The organism is Rhodoferax saidenbachensis, assembly GCF_031457975.1.
Taxonomy (GTDB): Bacteria; Pseudomonadota; Gammaproteobacteria; order Burkholderiales; family Burkholderiaceae_C; genus Allorhodoferax; species Allorhodoferax saidenbachensis_A.
In genome coordinates, this window is sequence record NZ_JAVDXO010000004.1 from 233,044 (window position 1) to 248,361 (window position 15,318).

The following is a 15,318-nucleotide window of genomic DNA, read 5'->3' on the forward strand; positions in this document are numbered from 1 at the left end:
CTTGTGGCAAGCCTACACCGTGCTTGCGCCACGGTGGACTGCCTGCAAGGCAGTGGCCACAGGCATGCTGCGCCAGATCTGGCAACTGGCAGCAGCAATGGCGTTGCTTTGCGGCTTGGCCTCAACCAGCGCCTGGGGCCAATCGGTGGCGACCGGCTCCGGTATCTACAACACCAGTGGAGCTGGCGGCTACGCAAGATGTGTGAACTGTCACTCTGGAGCGACCTCCTCGGCGGCGCACTTGCTAGCCTCCAATGCCTACACCTATCTGCACACCGAGCTGTCGCCAGGCGGCAATATGTACATCAACTACGGGGGTACACCGGCCCTGCCCTCACAGTCCGACATCATGTCCCTGGCGTTGTACATCGGCCAGTTCAAGGCCCCCGCGTTCACAGTGGCCAACGGCAATGGCTCTCTCGCCATTGCCGTGCGCTCGGGCGCTGCGGCCACCAAGGACATCTACCCGCTCCTGACTCAAGGGACTGCCGGCGCGGCGCAGGACAGCGGCGGCCTGAACATCACCTCGGCGGCCAGCCATGGCAGTGCATCCATGTCTGCCCCGGTGGGAGCCACCACCACCATGGTCTACAACGCCAACTACACCTCCACGGCAGGGTACACGGGCTCGGACGCCTTCAACGTCGAGGTGCTCAACCCTACGGGCAATGACACGCGAACCATCCAGGTCACGGTGCTGGGCATCACCAGCGCGGCCACGGCCACGGGTTTCAAGGGCCAGGTCTACACTGCGGGCTCGCCGCTCTACCAGATCACATCCAACGACGGCTCGGCTTCCAACTTCACGGCCACCGGCTTGCCCACGGGTCTGTCTGTAGACAGTACCAATGGCAAGATCACCGGCACCGCCACCGCCACGGGCTCCTTCTCGGTCACTATCGGTGCCCAAATCAACGGCTCCATCAACGACGGCACGGTAAGCAAGACGCTGACGATGGACATTGCGGGCATTACCAACAGTGCCACGGCCAACTACACGCAGAACTCCGCGATATCGACCTTCCAGATCACAACCTACCCTGCAAGCCCCAGCGCCTACGGGCTCACAGGCAGCCTGCCTAGCGGGCTGAGCTTCGCCAGCGGCTCGGGCCAGATTAGCGGCACCCCCACCATCGCGGGCAGCTACCCGGTGACGCTGCAGGCCACCACAACGGCTGGTGCCGTAAGTCAGGCGCTGACCATCAATGTGGCCTCGGCTGGAGTACCGGTTATCACGAGCACGCCCTCGCTGGCCACCGCCCCCACGGTGACGGTGGCGGGCACGGTTGGCACGGCCATTGCGGGTTACCAGATCAATGCCACCAACCCGCCCATTACGGCCAGCAGCTACGCCGCAAGCAATCTGCCGCCCGGCCTCGCGGTGAATACCAGCACAGGTGCCATCACAGGTACCCCCACCACCAGTGGCGACTACGCGGTTACGCTAAGTGCAGACAATGCCTCGGGCACCGGGTCACTCAATGTGGTCATGCGCATCCATGCCACCGCAGCACCTGTGATCAACAGTGGTGCTGCAGGCTCCGGCACCGTGGGATCCGCTGGCACGGCTTACACCATCACCACAACGGGCACGAATGGCCCCATCACCAGCTACTCCGTCGTATCCGGCAGCCTGCCGGCCGGCCTAACCCTCAATACCAGCACCGGGGTGGTATCGGGCACGCCCACGACCAGCGGGGTGTCCACGGTGACGCTGGGGGCCGTCAACTCAGGCGGTGTGACTGGCTCCCTGGCGGTTACCTTCACCATCACACCGAATGCCGTGCCCGTGATCAGCAGCCCCAGCAACGGCACCACCACCGCATTGGCGCTGGGCGCGGCGATGAGCCCCATCACGATCACCGCCAGCAACCCGCCGCTGACAGCGTTTGCACTGGCCAGCGGCACGCTGCCCACGGGCGTATCCCTGAACACCGGCACGGGCGTGATATCTGGCACACCCACCGTGCCATCGGCCAGCAGTGCTGTCACGCTGACCGCCACCAATGCGGTGGGTACCAGCGCCGCCGTCACGGTCAATTTCTCGGTAGGCGTACCCACCCCCGCGGCCTGCACGCTCACGACGGCAGCGAACACCGCCGCATCGCTGAACCTCAATGCCTGCATGTTCCCGGCGCTGAGCCCTACGGGGATGTCCGCCTCCATGCAGCCGGCCCATGGCACGCTGACTATCAGCGGCGTTACCGCCACCTATACGCCAGCGGCCAACTTCTTCGGCACTGACTCTTTCTCGGCCATCGCCCATTTCACTGGCGGCGCCACCTCCACCGCTGGCATCGTCACGGTCACCGTAACCGGGCGCCCTGACCCCACGCAAGATAAGGCCGTCGTAGGCACCCTGACTGCGCAGAACGAGGCAGCGCTGCGCTTCTCGCGCACGCAAATCAGTAACTATGGCCGACACATGGAAGGCCTGCGCGGCCGCGGCCCTGGCCTGGGTAGCGGCCAGCCCGCAGCGCGGTTTGGTGAAGCCACGGTGACAGCTCCCTCCGCCGCCAGAACCAGCGCCCAGCTCAACAGCCTGGGCACCAACTCGGCCACCCAGCTGCCGTTGGGCACGGCTCCGGCCTCCCTGCCTGTCGCATCCGCCGTCAATCTAGCGGCGAACGACATGGGCCTGAGCCAGAACCCGCTCTACGGGCTGGTTACGGGGCTGGTGCAAAACCAATCGGTTGATCTGGGTCGGCTGTCCAACAGTCTGGGCGGCAATACCAATACCGGCTCCACCGCCCTGCCCGGCCCCAAGGTCTGGGTAGAGGGGGTTGTTAGCTTTGGCGCGCGTGATGCCAGCGGCGGCCTGAGTGGCTCGGACTTCACCTCCAATGGCGTCAGCATGGGCGTGGACCTGGCCTGGGACGACAAGCTCACGGTGGGCATGGGCGTAGGTTATGCCCAGGACACCACCAACATCGGCACCGATGGCACGCGCAACGAATCACGCGGCTATTCGCTGGCGATCTATGCTAGCCGCCAGGTCGGAACTCGGGGCTTCCTGGAAGGCATGCTGGGCGTGGGCTCGGTGGACTTTGATTCGAAACGCTATGTCTCGGCAGCCAGCGCCTTTGCCAACGCCAACCGCAAGGGCTACCAGTTGTTCGGCTCGGTGGGCGGCGGGCTGGAGTTCCGCGACAAGGCCAACATGATCTCGCCCTACGGTCGGCTGGACTTCTCGATGGACCAGCTCAACGAGGCCACCGAAACCGGCGCAGGTACATTTGCCCTGAACTACTACACCCAGACCAACACCGCCCTGCAGGGCGTGCTGGGGCTGCGCGGCGAGAGTATCCATTCCACACCATTTGGCTGGGCCATCCCCCGCGCTCGCGTGGAGCTGCGTCAGGATCTGCAGAACAAGAGCGAGGCTGCCATTTCCTATGCGGACCAGATCGGTGGCACGCGCTACTCCATCGCCCCCTCCGGCAGCCTGCAAAGCGCCATGGTCTTCGGCATCGGCAGCGAGTTCCTGTTCCGCGATGGCTGGGCATTTGGGGTGGACTACCAGCTGACGCAGGTATCAGCGCAAGAATCTAGCTATGCGCTGCGGCTGAAGTTGGTCAAGGAACTGGGCGCCAAGGGCCTGCCGGACCTGCTCAAAGGTGTGGAGTTGGACTTCAACGACGACAACCAGATCCAAGTGGATGCGGGCTATACCTGGGATGACAACATTACCCGCTCCAAATTGGCCACCGATATCCGCGGGGACGGCATCTACGCCTTCAATGCAGGGCAAACCCGGGCTATTTCCCTCAGCGGCACCAGCCGGCTGCTGCTCACCGGCAGCGTGGGCGGCGAACGCTTCCAGACCTACAACGGCCTCAGCAACATCAGCCTGACCGGCGAGGCGGTGTACCAGTACCGGGCTTCTTCTGAGTTTGATGAGCCCACATTCGGGTTGTTTAGCCGTGTCACGGCGCTCAAACACCAATCCAGCCTGCGCGACGGCTACCGCTATTCGGTGGGCGCATCGGTGATGCAGCCGCTGACCGATCGCATCAACCTCTTTGGTGCGCTGGGCTACAACGGCCGCTATGCCAACAGCACCGTGTTCCAGACCGCGGATACCTCGCTGCGGGTGAACCTGGACTATGCGCTGCGCGGCAGCGCCACCCTGTACATGAGTGCGGAGTACCGGGACGGTGACATTGTGTCAACCGGCCGTTCGTCCCTGGAAAACGTGACCGTGGCCAAGGTTCTGGTCCAGGATGACGCCTATGCGGGAGGACAGTTCTTCAGCTACCGGTTTGGCGGCACCACCGTGCTGACTACGCTGGGCTACAACATCGGCTTGGGCGCACGCGACTCGATCGACATTGCCTGGCGCCGTGTCGAGTCCACCCCCGGCATGCGGCCGGCCTGGGCGACTTCACCGAACAGCTATGTCACCAACCAGGTGTCGGCCAGCTACCTGATGCGGTTCTAAGGAAGCGCCAATCATGAAACTTACGTCCTTCTTCAAATCCTGTGTGGCCCTGACAGTGCTGGCCTTGCTCTCTGCGTGCGGTGGCGGTGGAGGTGGAAGCAGTAGCTCCAGCACGGCGACCACCGAAGGCCCCGCAGGACCCAATAGTTTTCTGCTCTTCCCAAACCCACAAAAGCAGGATGACGCCAGCCTGGAAGTCAACGCTGCGGCCTACGCCAATGGCTACTACCAGGCCATCGACCCTGCCAACGAACGCACCACGCTGGCCGACTTCAAGAGCAAAAATCAGTTCGGCACGGGTGGCAATGAGGTGAGCATCATCATTGGTGACCAGCGCGATCTGGGTTATGGCCGCAAAATGACCGGCCGCCAAAACGCGGATGGCAGCATTGCTTTCGTTGTCGAAAACTACCTGGTGGGTGGCTACGGCGCCTACACGCCGCTGAACGTGGAAGCCGCCGTTCGCAGTGAGGCACGCTGGCACATTGGCACGAACGGGATTGAATTCAGCCCGGGCCCACTGGCAGGGACCAAGTTCGTCAAGTTCTACACCTTCGATCCCGTCACCCAACAGCGGCTGACCGTGGCCAATCTGGATGGCCGCGGAAGCAAGGCCATGCCGACCGTTTGCATCAGTTGCCATGGGGGCCGGGGTGACCCGCTCACGCCCACAGGCCTGTTCCCCAAATTGATGAACTCGGTGTCCGGTGAGCGCGGGGACATTGGCGCACAAACCCATCCGTTTGAGCCGGCCTCCTTTGATTTCTCCACCATCGGCGGCTATACCCGCTCCGTTCTGGAGGCGAATATCAAAGAGCTGAACAAGATGGTGCTGTGCACCTACCCCATCCCTGCCAGTGAAACCGCCGGAACGTTCGACGGATGCAGGCGCGCAGCGACCCAAAACGAGTATCAGGGCACAGCAGCTGCGCACATCAAGCACATGTATGGCGGCAACAACCTGCCCAATGCGTTGAGCGAGACCACCAACACGTACATGCCGGGCGATTGGCAAAGCCTGGGGCGTGGCACGCTGTATTCCACAACAGTTACCGAGTCGTGCCGCGTATGCCACAGCCTGCGGGGTACGGGCAACCAGTCAGACATCGACTTTGAATCGTTCACCAAATTTGATGGTTTTGCAGACCGCATCAAGGCCCATGTCATTGACCGCGGCAACATGCCCCTGGCCAAACTGGTCTACGACAAGTTCTGGACGACCAGTGCTATGAACTCGGAAATGGTGACCTACCTAGCAGGCACGGCGTACAGCGCCGATGCCAGCAAACAGCCCGGCCGCCCCGTGGCCGACCCTGGGCCCGACCGTGTGGTGCAGACGCTCACACCCACCTTGTCTGCGGCTATGAGCTTGTACTCCAGCACCTACGCATGGACCGTGACATCGGTACCGGGCGGACAAACCGCGTTGTTGTCGTCATCGACAGCGAGCAACCCCACACTGACGGTCAGTGCATCGGGGACGTACCAGGTGCAGCTGGTGACGGGCAATGGCAGTACGAGCAGTACGGCAAAGACGCTCACGGTGGTGGTGGATACGGCCCTCGCCTATGACCCGTCGCTGCTACGCTTCTCTGACATCAAAGCCATCCTTCAGACCGGTGGTCAGGTAGCGGGCCAATGCACGCAATGCCACAAGTCTGGCGGCAATGGCACGGTGACACCGCCCATTTGGTACTCGGATATTGATCGCAATGGCGTCAATGGAATTGAAGCGACCAACGACAAGTCCACCGACGACAACCACTGGTTCTACAAAGAACTGCGCGGACGCATCAACTTCACGGACATTGCGGCCAGCCCTTTGCTGCGCAAGCCGTCCGGCAACCACCACAACGGCGGGTTGATCGCCGGGTTCAATGCATCTCTCACGCCTGGCGCTGCAGGCCGGTCTGACTACGACAAGATCCTCGGCTGGATCTTGAACGGTGCACCCGAATAATCAGTAGCTGCGGCGGGGGCCGCTGTACGAATCCTTGGAGAACACAAACGGGGTTTTGCGCCCCACCAGAGTTTCGATCAGGGCTAGCTCCTGGTCGGTGTGGTTCACAAACGGGGCGTTGCGGATGTTCTTGCCAGTGCCGCCGTCCTTCACGATGTAGAGCGGGCGGTCGTGGTGCGAGGCGACTACCTGTTCGCGGCTTTCGGGGTCGTCGTTGGCCTGCACCTCGGTGGAGCCATAGCAGGTGCAGAAGTAGGTCTGCTCCGGGTCGGCCTCGACGTAGAAGCCGGTGCCGCGAATGCCGATGGTGGAGGTGGAGGTGGTGACATGCATGGGGGAATTGCGCGACACCGAGAGCAACTTGCCGGTGACCATGCGCAGGCCGCCGATGATGTAGCCCGCCACCGAGGTGTCTGCTGGCGGTTCGGCCGGAGCCTCAATCACCAGTTTGCTGTCGCCGCGCAAGATCATGGAGTGGGTATTCACCACAAAGATGACTTCGCTGTTCTTGGCAGTTTGCAGGGTATCGCCCGGTTTGATGGGGGTGCTCAGCGTGGCGGGCTTGTCATTCACCTTCACATCGCCCGAGATGCCGTAGATGGACTGGCTCGGGGGCAGCTTGCTGGGCTTGCTGCCAAAGATGCTGAAACCCTGGGCTTGCGCCTGGGTGAATGCGCTGCCGAACACGCCAGCGGCCAGCGCCTGGATCAGCCATTGGCGGCGCGGATCGTCAATCTCATTGGATGAATGCATGGGCTCCCCTCTACACCTGGTAACAACCCCAAGATTATGCGGTGAACAGGCACGTTTACGCCAGCAATGCAGCGTCCAGCACCTCCACCCAATGGCGCACCTTTGTTGCCGTGCCGCTTTGCAGGTGGGTGATGCAACCGATGTTGGCGCTGATGATGACCTCATCACCCTGCGTCTGCAGGTTGTGCAGCTTGCGGTCGCGCAGCGGGTAGGCCAGCTCTGGCTGCAGTACCGAGTAGGTACCGGCAGAACCACAGCACAGGTGGGCCTCGTTGGCGGCCACACGCACGGCAAAGCCCAGCGCGGCCAGGTGCGTCTCGACACCGCCCTTGAGTTGCTGGCCATGCTGCAGCGTGCAGGGCGGGTGGAATACCAGGGCAGGCTGGCGTGCAAGGTCTTTGGCAGCCAGCCGTTCGCGCAAGGCGGGTAGCAAGTCAGGCAGCAGCTCGCTCAGGTCACGCGTGAGTGCGCTGATGCGTGCGGCCTTGGCCGCGTACAGCGGGTCGTCGCGCAGGAGGTGGCCATATTCTTTGACGGTGACCCCGCAGCCCGAGGCGTTCATCACCAGCGCTTCCACCCCTTGCTCCACCAGCGGCCACCAGGCGTCGATGTTGGCGCGCATCTGGGCCATGCCGCCGTCTTGGTCGTTCAGGTGAAACTTCACGGCGCCGCAGCAGCCAGCCTCCGGCGCCAGCAGTACCTGCACACCGGCCGCGTCAAGCACACGCGCCGTGGCGCTGTTGATGTTGGGGGCCATGGCAGGTTGCACGCAGCCGGCCAGCATGAGCATCTGGCGCGCATGGTTGCGCGTGGGCCACGCGCCAGCGTTCTGCGGCGCGGGCACTTTGTTTTTCAGGCCCTGCGGCAGCAGGGGGCGCACCAACTGGCCCAGCTTCATGGCAGGTGCAAAGAGCGGAGAGGTCAGCCCCTCTTTCAGCACCCAGCGCAGTGCGCGTTCGCCCGCGGGGCGCGGCACCTTGGCGTCCACCAGCTTGCGGCCTATGTCCACCAGGTGACCGTAGTCCACGCCGCTGGGGCAGGTGGTCTCGCAGTTGCGGCAGGTCAGGCAACGGTCCAGGTGCAGCTGGGTGGCGCGCGTTGGCGTCTGACCTTCCAGCACCTGCTTCATCAGGTAGATGCGGCCGCGCGGACCATCCAGCTCGTCGCCCAGCAGCTGGTACGTGGGGCAGGTGGCGGTGCAGAAGCCGCAGTGCACACACTTGCGCAAAATGGCCTCAGCGGCCTGGCCGTCTGCAGTGTTTTGGTATTCGGGAGCGAGGTGGGTTTGCATATGCGCGCCGTGGGCCTAGAGGTCGGCGCAGAGGCGCCCCGGGTTGAACAGGCCCAGCGGGTCAAATGCAGCCTTGAGCCTGCGGGTGATGGCATCCTTGGCCGGATCTTTGGTGCCAAATTGGCATCCAGCCCCCGTGGAATCTGCGCGAGCAGCTACAAAAACAGTAGCATTCCCTGAGGCTTGGCGGGCTGCCGCCTGCAACTGGGCTCCCGCCTGCAACGGCGCCCAGAGCCAACGTAGGCCGCCCTGCCACTCCACTAGCTGCGGCCAGGGCAAGTCCAGCACCGGGGCCGTGGGCGCCACCGACAGGCGCCACAGCACCAGGTCGGGCGCAGGGGGCGTGAAGAACGGCAGGCGCTGGTCGCGGCACAGTGCCCAGTCGGCCGCAGCCTGCGCCGTGTCCATGCGCTGGCCTGGCACTTCGGCCAGCATCTTCTGGCTGGCGGCGTCCACCGCGGCCACAGCGCCACGCAGGCGTACAAACAGCAGGTCTTGCCCGCCGCCGGGCGCCGTGTCGTCATGTACCCAGCAACTGGCGTTCAGCGGCAGGGGCTCTCCGCCCCAGCGGTGCAACTGTTCCAGCGCGTTGGCCTGGTCCAGACCAAACACCAGCGTGGCCTCGGCCGGTGCGACCGGCAGCACCTTGAGCGAGACCTCGGTAATCACGCCCAACGTGCCCAGGGCGCCCACCATCAGGCGTGAAACGTCGTAGCCCGCCACATTCTTCATGACCTGGCCGCCGAAGGTGAGGTGCTCACCCTGGCCGTTGATGCATTGCAGGCCCAGCACATAGTCGCGCACGCTGCCCGCACTGGCGCGCGCCGGTCCGGCCAGACCACTGGCTACCAAGCCGCCCACGGTGGCAGGAGACGGCGTGTCGGCTCCGCTGGACCATGCGAAATGCGGGGGTTCAAACGGCAGGCATTGGCCCTTGTCAGCCAACACAGCTTCCAGCTCGGCCAGCGGTGTGCCCGCGGCCACGGTGACCACCAGTTCGCTGGGGGCGTAGTCCAGGATGCCGCGGTGCCCCCGCGTATCCAACAACTGCGCAGGCTGGATGCTGCCGACAAAGTCTTTGCTGCCCCCCCCGCGGATCTGCAGCGGTGTCCGCTCGGCCACGGCCGTGCGCACCTGGTCCAGCAAATGGGTAAGGGCAGGGGTATCGGGCATGGCGCCGATGGTAAAGCGCGGTCCTGCTCCTAGGCGTGAATTTTTTGACACCTGCGCCACCAAAAATTTGGTGGCGCAGAGCCTGGCGGTTAATCCACGAAGAAGTTGACCGGCAGACCGGGCACATCCACCCGCATGGAGAACACGGCACCGGACAACGGCATGGCCGCCAGCTCGGCCGCGCTGCGGCCATGGCGCGCAGTGGTCACATACAGGGTCTTGAGGTCTTCACCCCCAAAGCAGGGCATGGTGGGGCACTGCGCGGGCACGGGGTATTCGGTCAACAGCGTGCCGTCGGGTGCGAACTTGCAGATGCGCCGGCCTTCGAACATGGCCGCGTAGTAGTTGCCCTGCACGTCCACCGCCGCACCATCGGGGCGGCCCGCGTAGCTGGTGGTCTCAAAGGTCCAGTCCGCTGGCTTGGGCGCGCATTGCTGGAAGCTGCGCTGCCCGTCCAGGGTGTTGGTCTGCAGGTCGTAGTCCCAGGCGTGCACCACATGGTTGGGCGTGTCGGACCAGTAAATGGTCTGGTTGTCGGGGCTCCAGGCCAGGCCGTTGCCCGTGAGGGCCCCGGCTGCGTGCTGCACCACCTCGGGCGCGCCACGGCGGCAGTCGATGGAGAACAGCGCCGCCGCGCGGCGGGCCTTGGGCTCGTCAATCGTGCCCACCCAGAAGCGGCCCAGCGCATCGCACTTGCCATCGTTGGCGCGCACCACGGCGGTGTTGTAGGGCAGCGTGACGATGGGCTCCAACGCCCCGCCCCACTCGCGCGCACGGAACACGCCGTGGCGCAGCGCAATGACCAGCCCGCCCGAAGCGGCAGGCGCAATGCAGCCGGGTTCGGTGGGCATGTCCCAGGCCTGCACGGTGCCCATGTAGACATTGGCGCGCAGCAGTTTCTTGCCAGGAATGTCGACCCAGTACAGCTGTTGCTCGGTGGGGTGCCAGAACGGCGACTCGCCGAGTTCGAAAGTATCTTGGCTCAGGGGTTGCCAGCTCACAGGGCACGCTCCACGTCGATGCGCATTTCGCAAGAATACGTTTGGCCCGGCTGCAGCACCACCACGCCCAGATCGCCACCCGCAGTGCCCGTCTGGGCCATCAGGTTCAGCGCGTTGTTCACATGGCTGACCGGCTCCACGGCAATGTTGTCGCGCTGTGGGTTGGTGTAGACCACCAAGTGGCTCAGCGCCGACGACACGCGCACGCGCATCACGCTGTCGCGCAGGGTCAGCACACCGCCCCAGCCATCAAAGCAATGGTCCACCGTGAGCAACTCCAGCGTCTGGTGTAGGCCGGGGTGGGCCACACGGTGGGTGGGCAGTTTGTCAGAGCCCATTTCCCAACGGCCCGTGGCCGAGAACTGCACCTCGGTGCCCGAGCGCTTGGGGAAGTAAGGGTGCCAGCCCAGCCCCACGGGCGCGGCCACAGGCGACTGGTTGGTGATGGAGAGCGTCATTTCCAGCGCTCCCGCCTCCAGCTTGAAGGCCTGGGAACAGTCAAAGTCAAACGGCCAGGACGCGTCGGCCTTGTGTTCAAACGACAGCAAGGCGAACTGCTCCGTGGACTCGAGCACCGCCCAGGGCCGCTGCCAGCCCACACCGTGGATGGTGTGAGGCTCGGGCTCGAAGTTTTTGATCAGGGGGTGACTGGTACCGGCCCATTGCAGCTGGCCATGGCCAATGCGGTTGGAAAACGGCACCAGCGGGTAGCTGGCCGACTGGCGCACGGTCTGCATCTGGTCACCGGGCACCGAGCTCAGCACGGGGTCGGCACCCAGCCACAGCCCGGCAATGCTGCCGCCCAGTTCGGGTTTGATGTCGCACAGCAGGTCGCCGTTGCGCAAAGTGAGTGTGGAATTCATGGCGGCATTGTGCACCGGCAGGTGCAAAAAAAATGGCCCAGCAGGACCGAAATCCTGCTGGGCCGAAGTCTCAAGAAGAATTGAAACTGGCTCGTAACCGAATCCTGAGGATTAGCGGCTGTAAGCGGTCTCGCCGTGGGACGTGATGTCCAGGCCTTCGCGCTCGTCTTCTTCGCTGACACGCAGACCGATGGTCAGGTCAACCAGCTTGAAGGCGATCACAGACACCACACCGGACCACACGATGGTGATCAGCACAGCCTTGGTCTGGATCCACACTTGCGAAGCGATGGAGTAGTCAGCAGCAGTGATGCCAGTCGCTGTCACCCAGTCAGCCACGAAACCGGGGCCACCCAGGGAAGGCGAGTTGAACACGCCAGTCAGCAGCGCACCCAGGATACCGCCCACGCCGTGCACGCCAAACACGTCCAGCGTGTCGTCAGCGCCCAGCAGTTTCTTCAGACCCGTCACACCCCACAGGCAGACGAAGCCAGCCAGCAAACCAATGATCAAGGCACCGCCGATACCGACGTTGCCGGCAGCAGGTGTGATGGCAACCAAACCAGCCACGGCACCGGAGGCAGCGCCGAGCATGGAGGCCTTGCCTTTGTGCAGGGCTTCACCCAGGGACCAGGACAACACGGCAGCAGCGGTAGCGACGAAGGTGTTGATGAAGGCCAGGGCAGCGAAGCCGTTGGCTTCCAAGGCGGAGCCGGCGTTGAAACCGAACCAACCCACCCACAGCAGGGAAGCACCGACCATGGTCAATGTCAGGCTGTGAGGAGCCATGGCTTCCTTGCCGTAACCAATGCGCTTGCCCACCATGAACGCGCCGACCAAGCCAGCCACAGCAGCGTTGATGTGCACCACGGTACCGCCAGCGAAGTCCAGTGCGCCGGATTGCCAGATGTAACCAGCAGTGGCGTTGACCTTGTCCACCACGTCTTTGCTGGTGTAAGCATCAGGGCCAGCCCAGAACCACACCATGTGGGCAATGGGAGCGTAGGAGAAGGTGAACCACAGCACCATGAACAACAGCACAGCGGAGAACTTGATGCGTTCTGCGAAGGCGCCGACGATCAGGCAGCAGGTGATACCGGCGAACGTGGCCTGGAAGGCGGCAAACACGATCTCAGGAATGACCACGCCCTTGCTGAAGGTGGCGGCGTTGGCGAAGGTGCCAGCGGCGTTGTCCCAGATGCCCTTCATGAACAGGCGATCCAGGCCACCAAAGTAGGCGTTGCCTTCCGTGAAGGCCAGGCTGTAACCGTAGATGAACCACAGCACCACGATCAGCGAGAACGTGACCATGACCTGCATCAGCACGGACAGCATGTTCTTGCTGCGCACCAGGCCGCCATAGAACAGGGCCAGGCCAGGAACCGTCATCAAGATCACCAGCAGGGTGGAGACCATCATCCAGGAGGTGTCGCCCTTGTTGGGCACGGGAGCAGGCGCGGCCTCTGCTGCTGCAGGAGCAGCGGCTGCAGCGGCGGGGGCCGCAGCGGCGTCAGCAGGTTTGGCTTCTGCAGCGGGTGCAGCAGCAACGGGTGCGTCGGCGGGTTTGGCGTCTTCGGCCATGGCGAACGACCCAGCTGTCAGCAGGCTCAGGCCCAGGGCCAGGGAAGCAAGCAGTTTTTTCATGTTATTGGCTCTCTTTCGGGTTACAGCGCTTCTTTGCCGGTTTCGCCGGTACGAATGCGCACGACCTGTTCCAGGTTGTAGACAAAAATCTTGCCGTCGCCGATCTTGCCGGTGCGGGCAGCACCTTCGATGGCTTCGATCACACGGTCCACCAAAGCGTCGTCAATCGCCGCTTCAATCTTCACCTTGGGCAAAAAGTCCACGACGTATTCCGCACCGCGGTACAGCTCTGTGTGGCCTTTTTGACGTCCGAAGCCTTTGACTTCAGTGACGGTAATACCTTGCACACCAATGCCAGACAAGGCTTCTCGCACCTCATCGAGCTTGAACGGTTTAATGATGGCCGTTACGAGTTTCATGTGTTCACCTCAGCTTGATAACAGTTGAATACAGACACCGGGTCTGGCTGGTCTGCTTCTCCACGGGTCTGGAGATAACACCCCCAAAGCAGAAGCCATGCCAAGTTAAAAGGCCCTGTACTTCGCAAGGCCACGCCCCAAGCAGCGCGGACTAGAGTAACATTACTGTACATAAATACAGCATGCACTTTAGTGGTGCAATTCGTGTGCATGCACTGCCTTGCGGCGCACCGTTTTGGGAGCATAGGGCTATGAGCTTGTCTTTGGTGCAGAGTCGCGCTCTGCTTGGGCTGGAAGCAGCCAAGGTCACCGTCGAAGTGCATCTGGCCAATGGCCTGCCCAGCTTCAGTTTGGTCGGCCTGGCCGATGTAGAGGTGAAAGAGGCCCGCGAACGGGTGCGCTGCGCCATCCAGAATAGCGGGCTGGAATTCCCCCATAACAAGCGCATCACAGTGAATTTGGCCCCTGCCGACCTGCCGAAGGACTCTGGGCGGCTGGATTTGCCCATCGCGCTTGGCATCTTGGCGGCCAGCGGGCAGATTGATGGCGCGGCCCTGGCGCAGTACGAATTTGCCGGTGAGTTATCCCTGTCCGGAGCCTTGCGCCCCGTGCGTGGCGCCTTGGCCATGGCGCTGGCCCTGCGCACGGCCCAGGTCAGCACCCGTTTGGTGCTTCCGCCTGACAGTGCCGAAGAAGCGGCGCTGGTGCCAGACTCCCATGTGGTGCGGGCCCGGCATTTGCTGGACGTGGTGCGCCACTTTGCCCCACCCGCTGCGCCCGGCACAGCCGAGGTCGCACCCACCCCCGAAGACCCGGACGGCTGGGTACGCGTACTCGGCACCCCACCGGGTTTGCGTCTGCGCGGAGCCGATATGGCCGACGTCAAGGGCCAGGCGGGTGCCAAGCGCGCGCTGGAAATTGCGGCGGCGGGCGGACACTCGCTTTTGTTGGTAGGGCCACCGGGGTCGGGCAAGTCCATGCTGGCGCAGCGCTTTGCCGGCCTGCTGCCCGACATGAGTACCGACGAAGCGCTGCAAAGTGCCGCCATTGGAAGCCTCTGCGGTCGCTTCGATCTGCAGCGCTGGGGGCAACGCCCTACTTGCAGCCCTCACCATTCGGCCAGTGCAGTGGCGTTGGTGGGAGGTGGCTCACCGCCGCGCCCAGGAGAGATCTCTTTGGCCCACCATGGTGTTCTTTTTTTAGATGAATTTCCAGAGTTTGCAAGGGCCGCTTTGGAGGCCCTGCGCGAACCGCTGGAGACCGGCAGCATCACCATCGCCCGCGCCGCGCGCAGGGCAGAGTTCCCCGCCCGCTTTCAACTGGTGGCAGCCATGAACCCCTGCCCTTGCGGCTACCAAGGCTCGCCCACGCACAGCTGCCGCTGCACGCCAGACCAGGTGCACCGCTACCAATCCAAGCTCAGCGGCCCGCTGATGGACCGTATCGACCTCCATATAGAAGTCCCCGCCCTGCCCGCCCACGAACTGCTCAACAGCCCCAGTGGCGAAGCCACCGACAGCATCCGCACCCGCTGCAGCACCGCACGGGCGCTGGCCGTGGATCGCCAGGGTGTGCCCAACCAGGCATTGAGCGGAAAAGACATGGACACCCACACCCAGCTCGATGCCGCCGCCTCCAAATTTCTACAGGCCGCCGCGGCTCAGCTGGGTTGGTCGGCGCGCAGCACCCACCGCACACTGAAGATTGCCCGCACCATTGCCGATCTGGCCGGTGCCAGCCAAACCGGGCTAGCCCATGTGGCCGAGGCCATGCAGTACCGCCGGGTGCTGCGGACTGCTATATGAGTTCACAAAATTTGCTACGCTTTTAATA

The 15,318-nt window shown here is 63.5% G+C and carries 10 protein-coding genes; 3 read left to right on the forward strand and 7 right to left on the reverse strand.

The features are described from left to right. The first annotated feature begins 64 nt into the window (after positions 1-64). A complete protein-coding gene (locus J2X15_RS11095) occupies positions 65-4,441 on the forward strand; it encodes an autotransporter domain-containing protein (protein WP_310342699.1) in 4,377 nt (1,458 codons plus the stop codon). Positions 4,442-4,454: 13 nt separating this feature from the next. Further along, positions 4,455-6,401 (forward strand): hypothetical protein, encoded by a 1,947-nt coding sequence (locus J2X15_RS11100; RefSeq protein WP_310342700.1) that lies wholly within the window; start codon positions 4,455-4,457, stop codon positions 6,399-6,401. Here the strand turns inward: J2X15_RS11100 and J2X15_RS11105 are convergent, their stop codons facing one another. The 7 genes from J2X15_RS11105 to glnK all read right to left on the reverse strand — a co-directional run bounded on the left by J2X15_RS11105 (position 6,402) and on the right by glnK (position 13,485). Further along, positions 6,402-7,154: a FecR family protein gene (locus J2X15_RS11105; protein WP_310342702.1), complete on the reverse strand. Its 753-nt coding sequence runs from the start codon at positions 7,152-7,154 to the stop codon at positions 6,402-6,404. 55 nt (positions 7,155-7,209) lie between these two features. Then, positions 7,210-8,445 (reverse strand): glycolate oxidase subunit GlcF, encoded by a 1,236-nt coding sequence (gene glcF / locus J2X15_RS11110; RefSeq protein WP_310342705.1) that lies wholly within the window; start codon positions 8,443-8,445, stop codon positions 7,210-7,212. Positions 8,446-8,460: 15 nt separating this feature from the next. After that, positions 8,461-9,618: a glycolate oxidase subunit GlcE gene (gene glcE, locus J2X15_RS11115; protein ID WP_310342707.1), complete on the reverse strand. Its 1,158-nt coding sequence runs from the start codon at positions 9,616-9,618 to the stop codon at positions 8,461-8,463. Between the two features lie 89 nt (positions 9,619-9,707). Further along, a complete protein-coding gene (locus J2X15_RS11120; protein ID WP_310342708.1) occupies positions 9,708-10,619 on the reverse strand; it encodes an SMP-30/gluconolactonase/LRE family protein in 912 nt (303 codons plus the stop codon). Continuing rightward, positions 10,616-11,482, reverse strand: a complete 867-nt coding sequence (locus J2X15_RS11125) for an aldose 1-epimerase (RefSeq protein ID WP_310342710.1) — start codon at positions 11,480-11,482, stop codon at positions 10,616-10,618. Before J2X15_RS11125 ends, J2X15_RS11120 begins: the two co-directional genes overlap by 4 nt. Positions 11,483-11,593: 111 nt before the next feature. Beyond that, positions 11,594-13,126 (reverse strand): ammonium transporter, encoded by a 1,533-nt coding sequence (locus J2X15_RS11130; protein ID WP_310342712.1) that lies wholly within the window; start codon positions 13,124-13,126, stop codon positions 11,594-11,596. A 20-nt stretch (positions 13,127-13,146) separates the two neighbouring features. Continuing rightward, positions 13,147-13,485, reverse strand: a complete 339-nt coding sequence (gene glnK / locus J2X15_RS11135) for a P-II family nitrogen regulator (RefSeq protein ID WP_094476942.1) — start codon at positions 13,483-13,485, stop codon at positions 13,147-13,149. A gap of 251 nt (positions 13,486-13,736) precedes the next feature. Between glnK and J2X15_RS11140 the strand changes: the two genes are divergently transcribed. Next, positions 13,737-15,290: a YifB family Mg chelatase-like AAA ATPase gene (locus tag J2X15_RS11140; protein ID WP_310342718.1), complete on the forward strand. Its 1,554-nt coding sequence runs from the start codon at positions 13,737-13,739 to the stop codon at positions 15,288-15,290. Positions 15,291-15,318 lie beyond the last annotated feature (28 nt).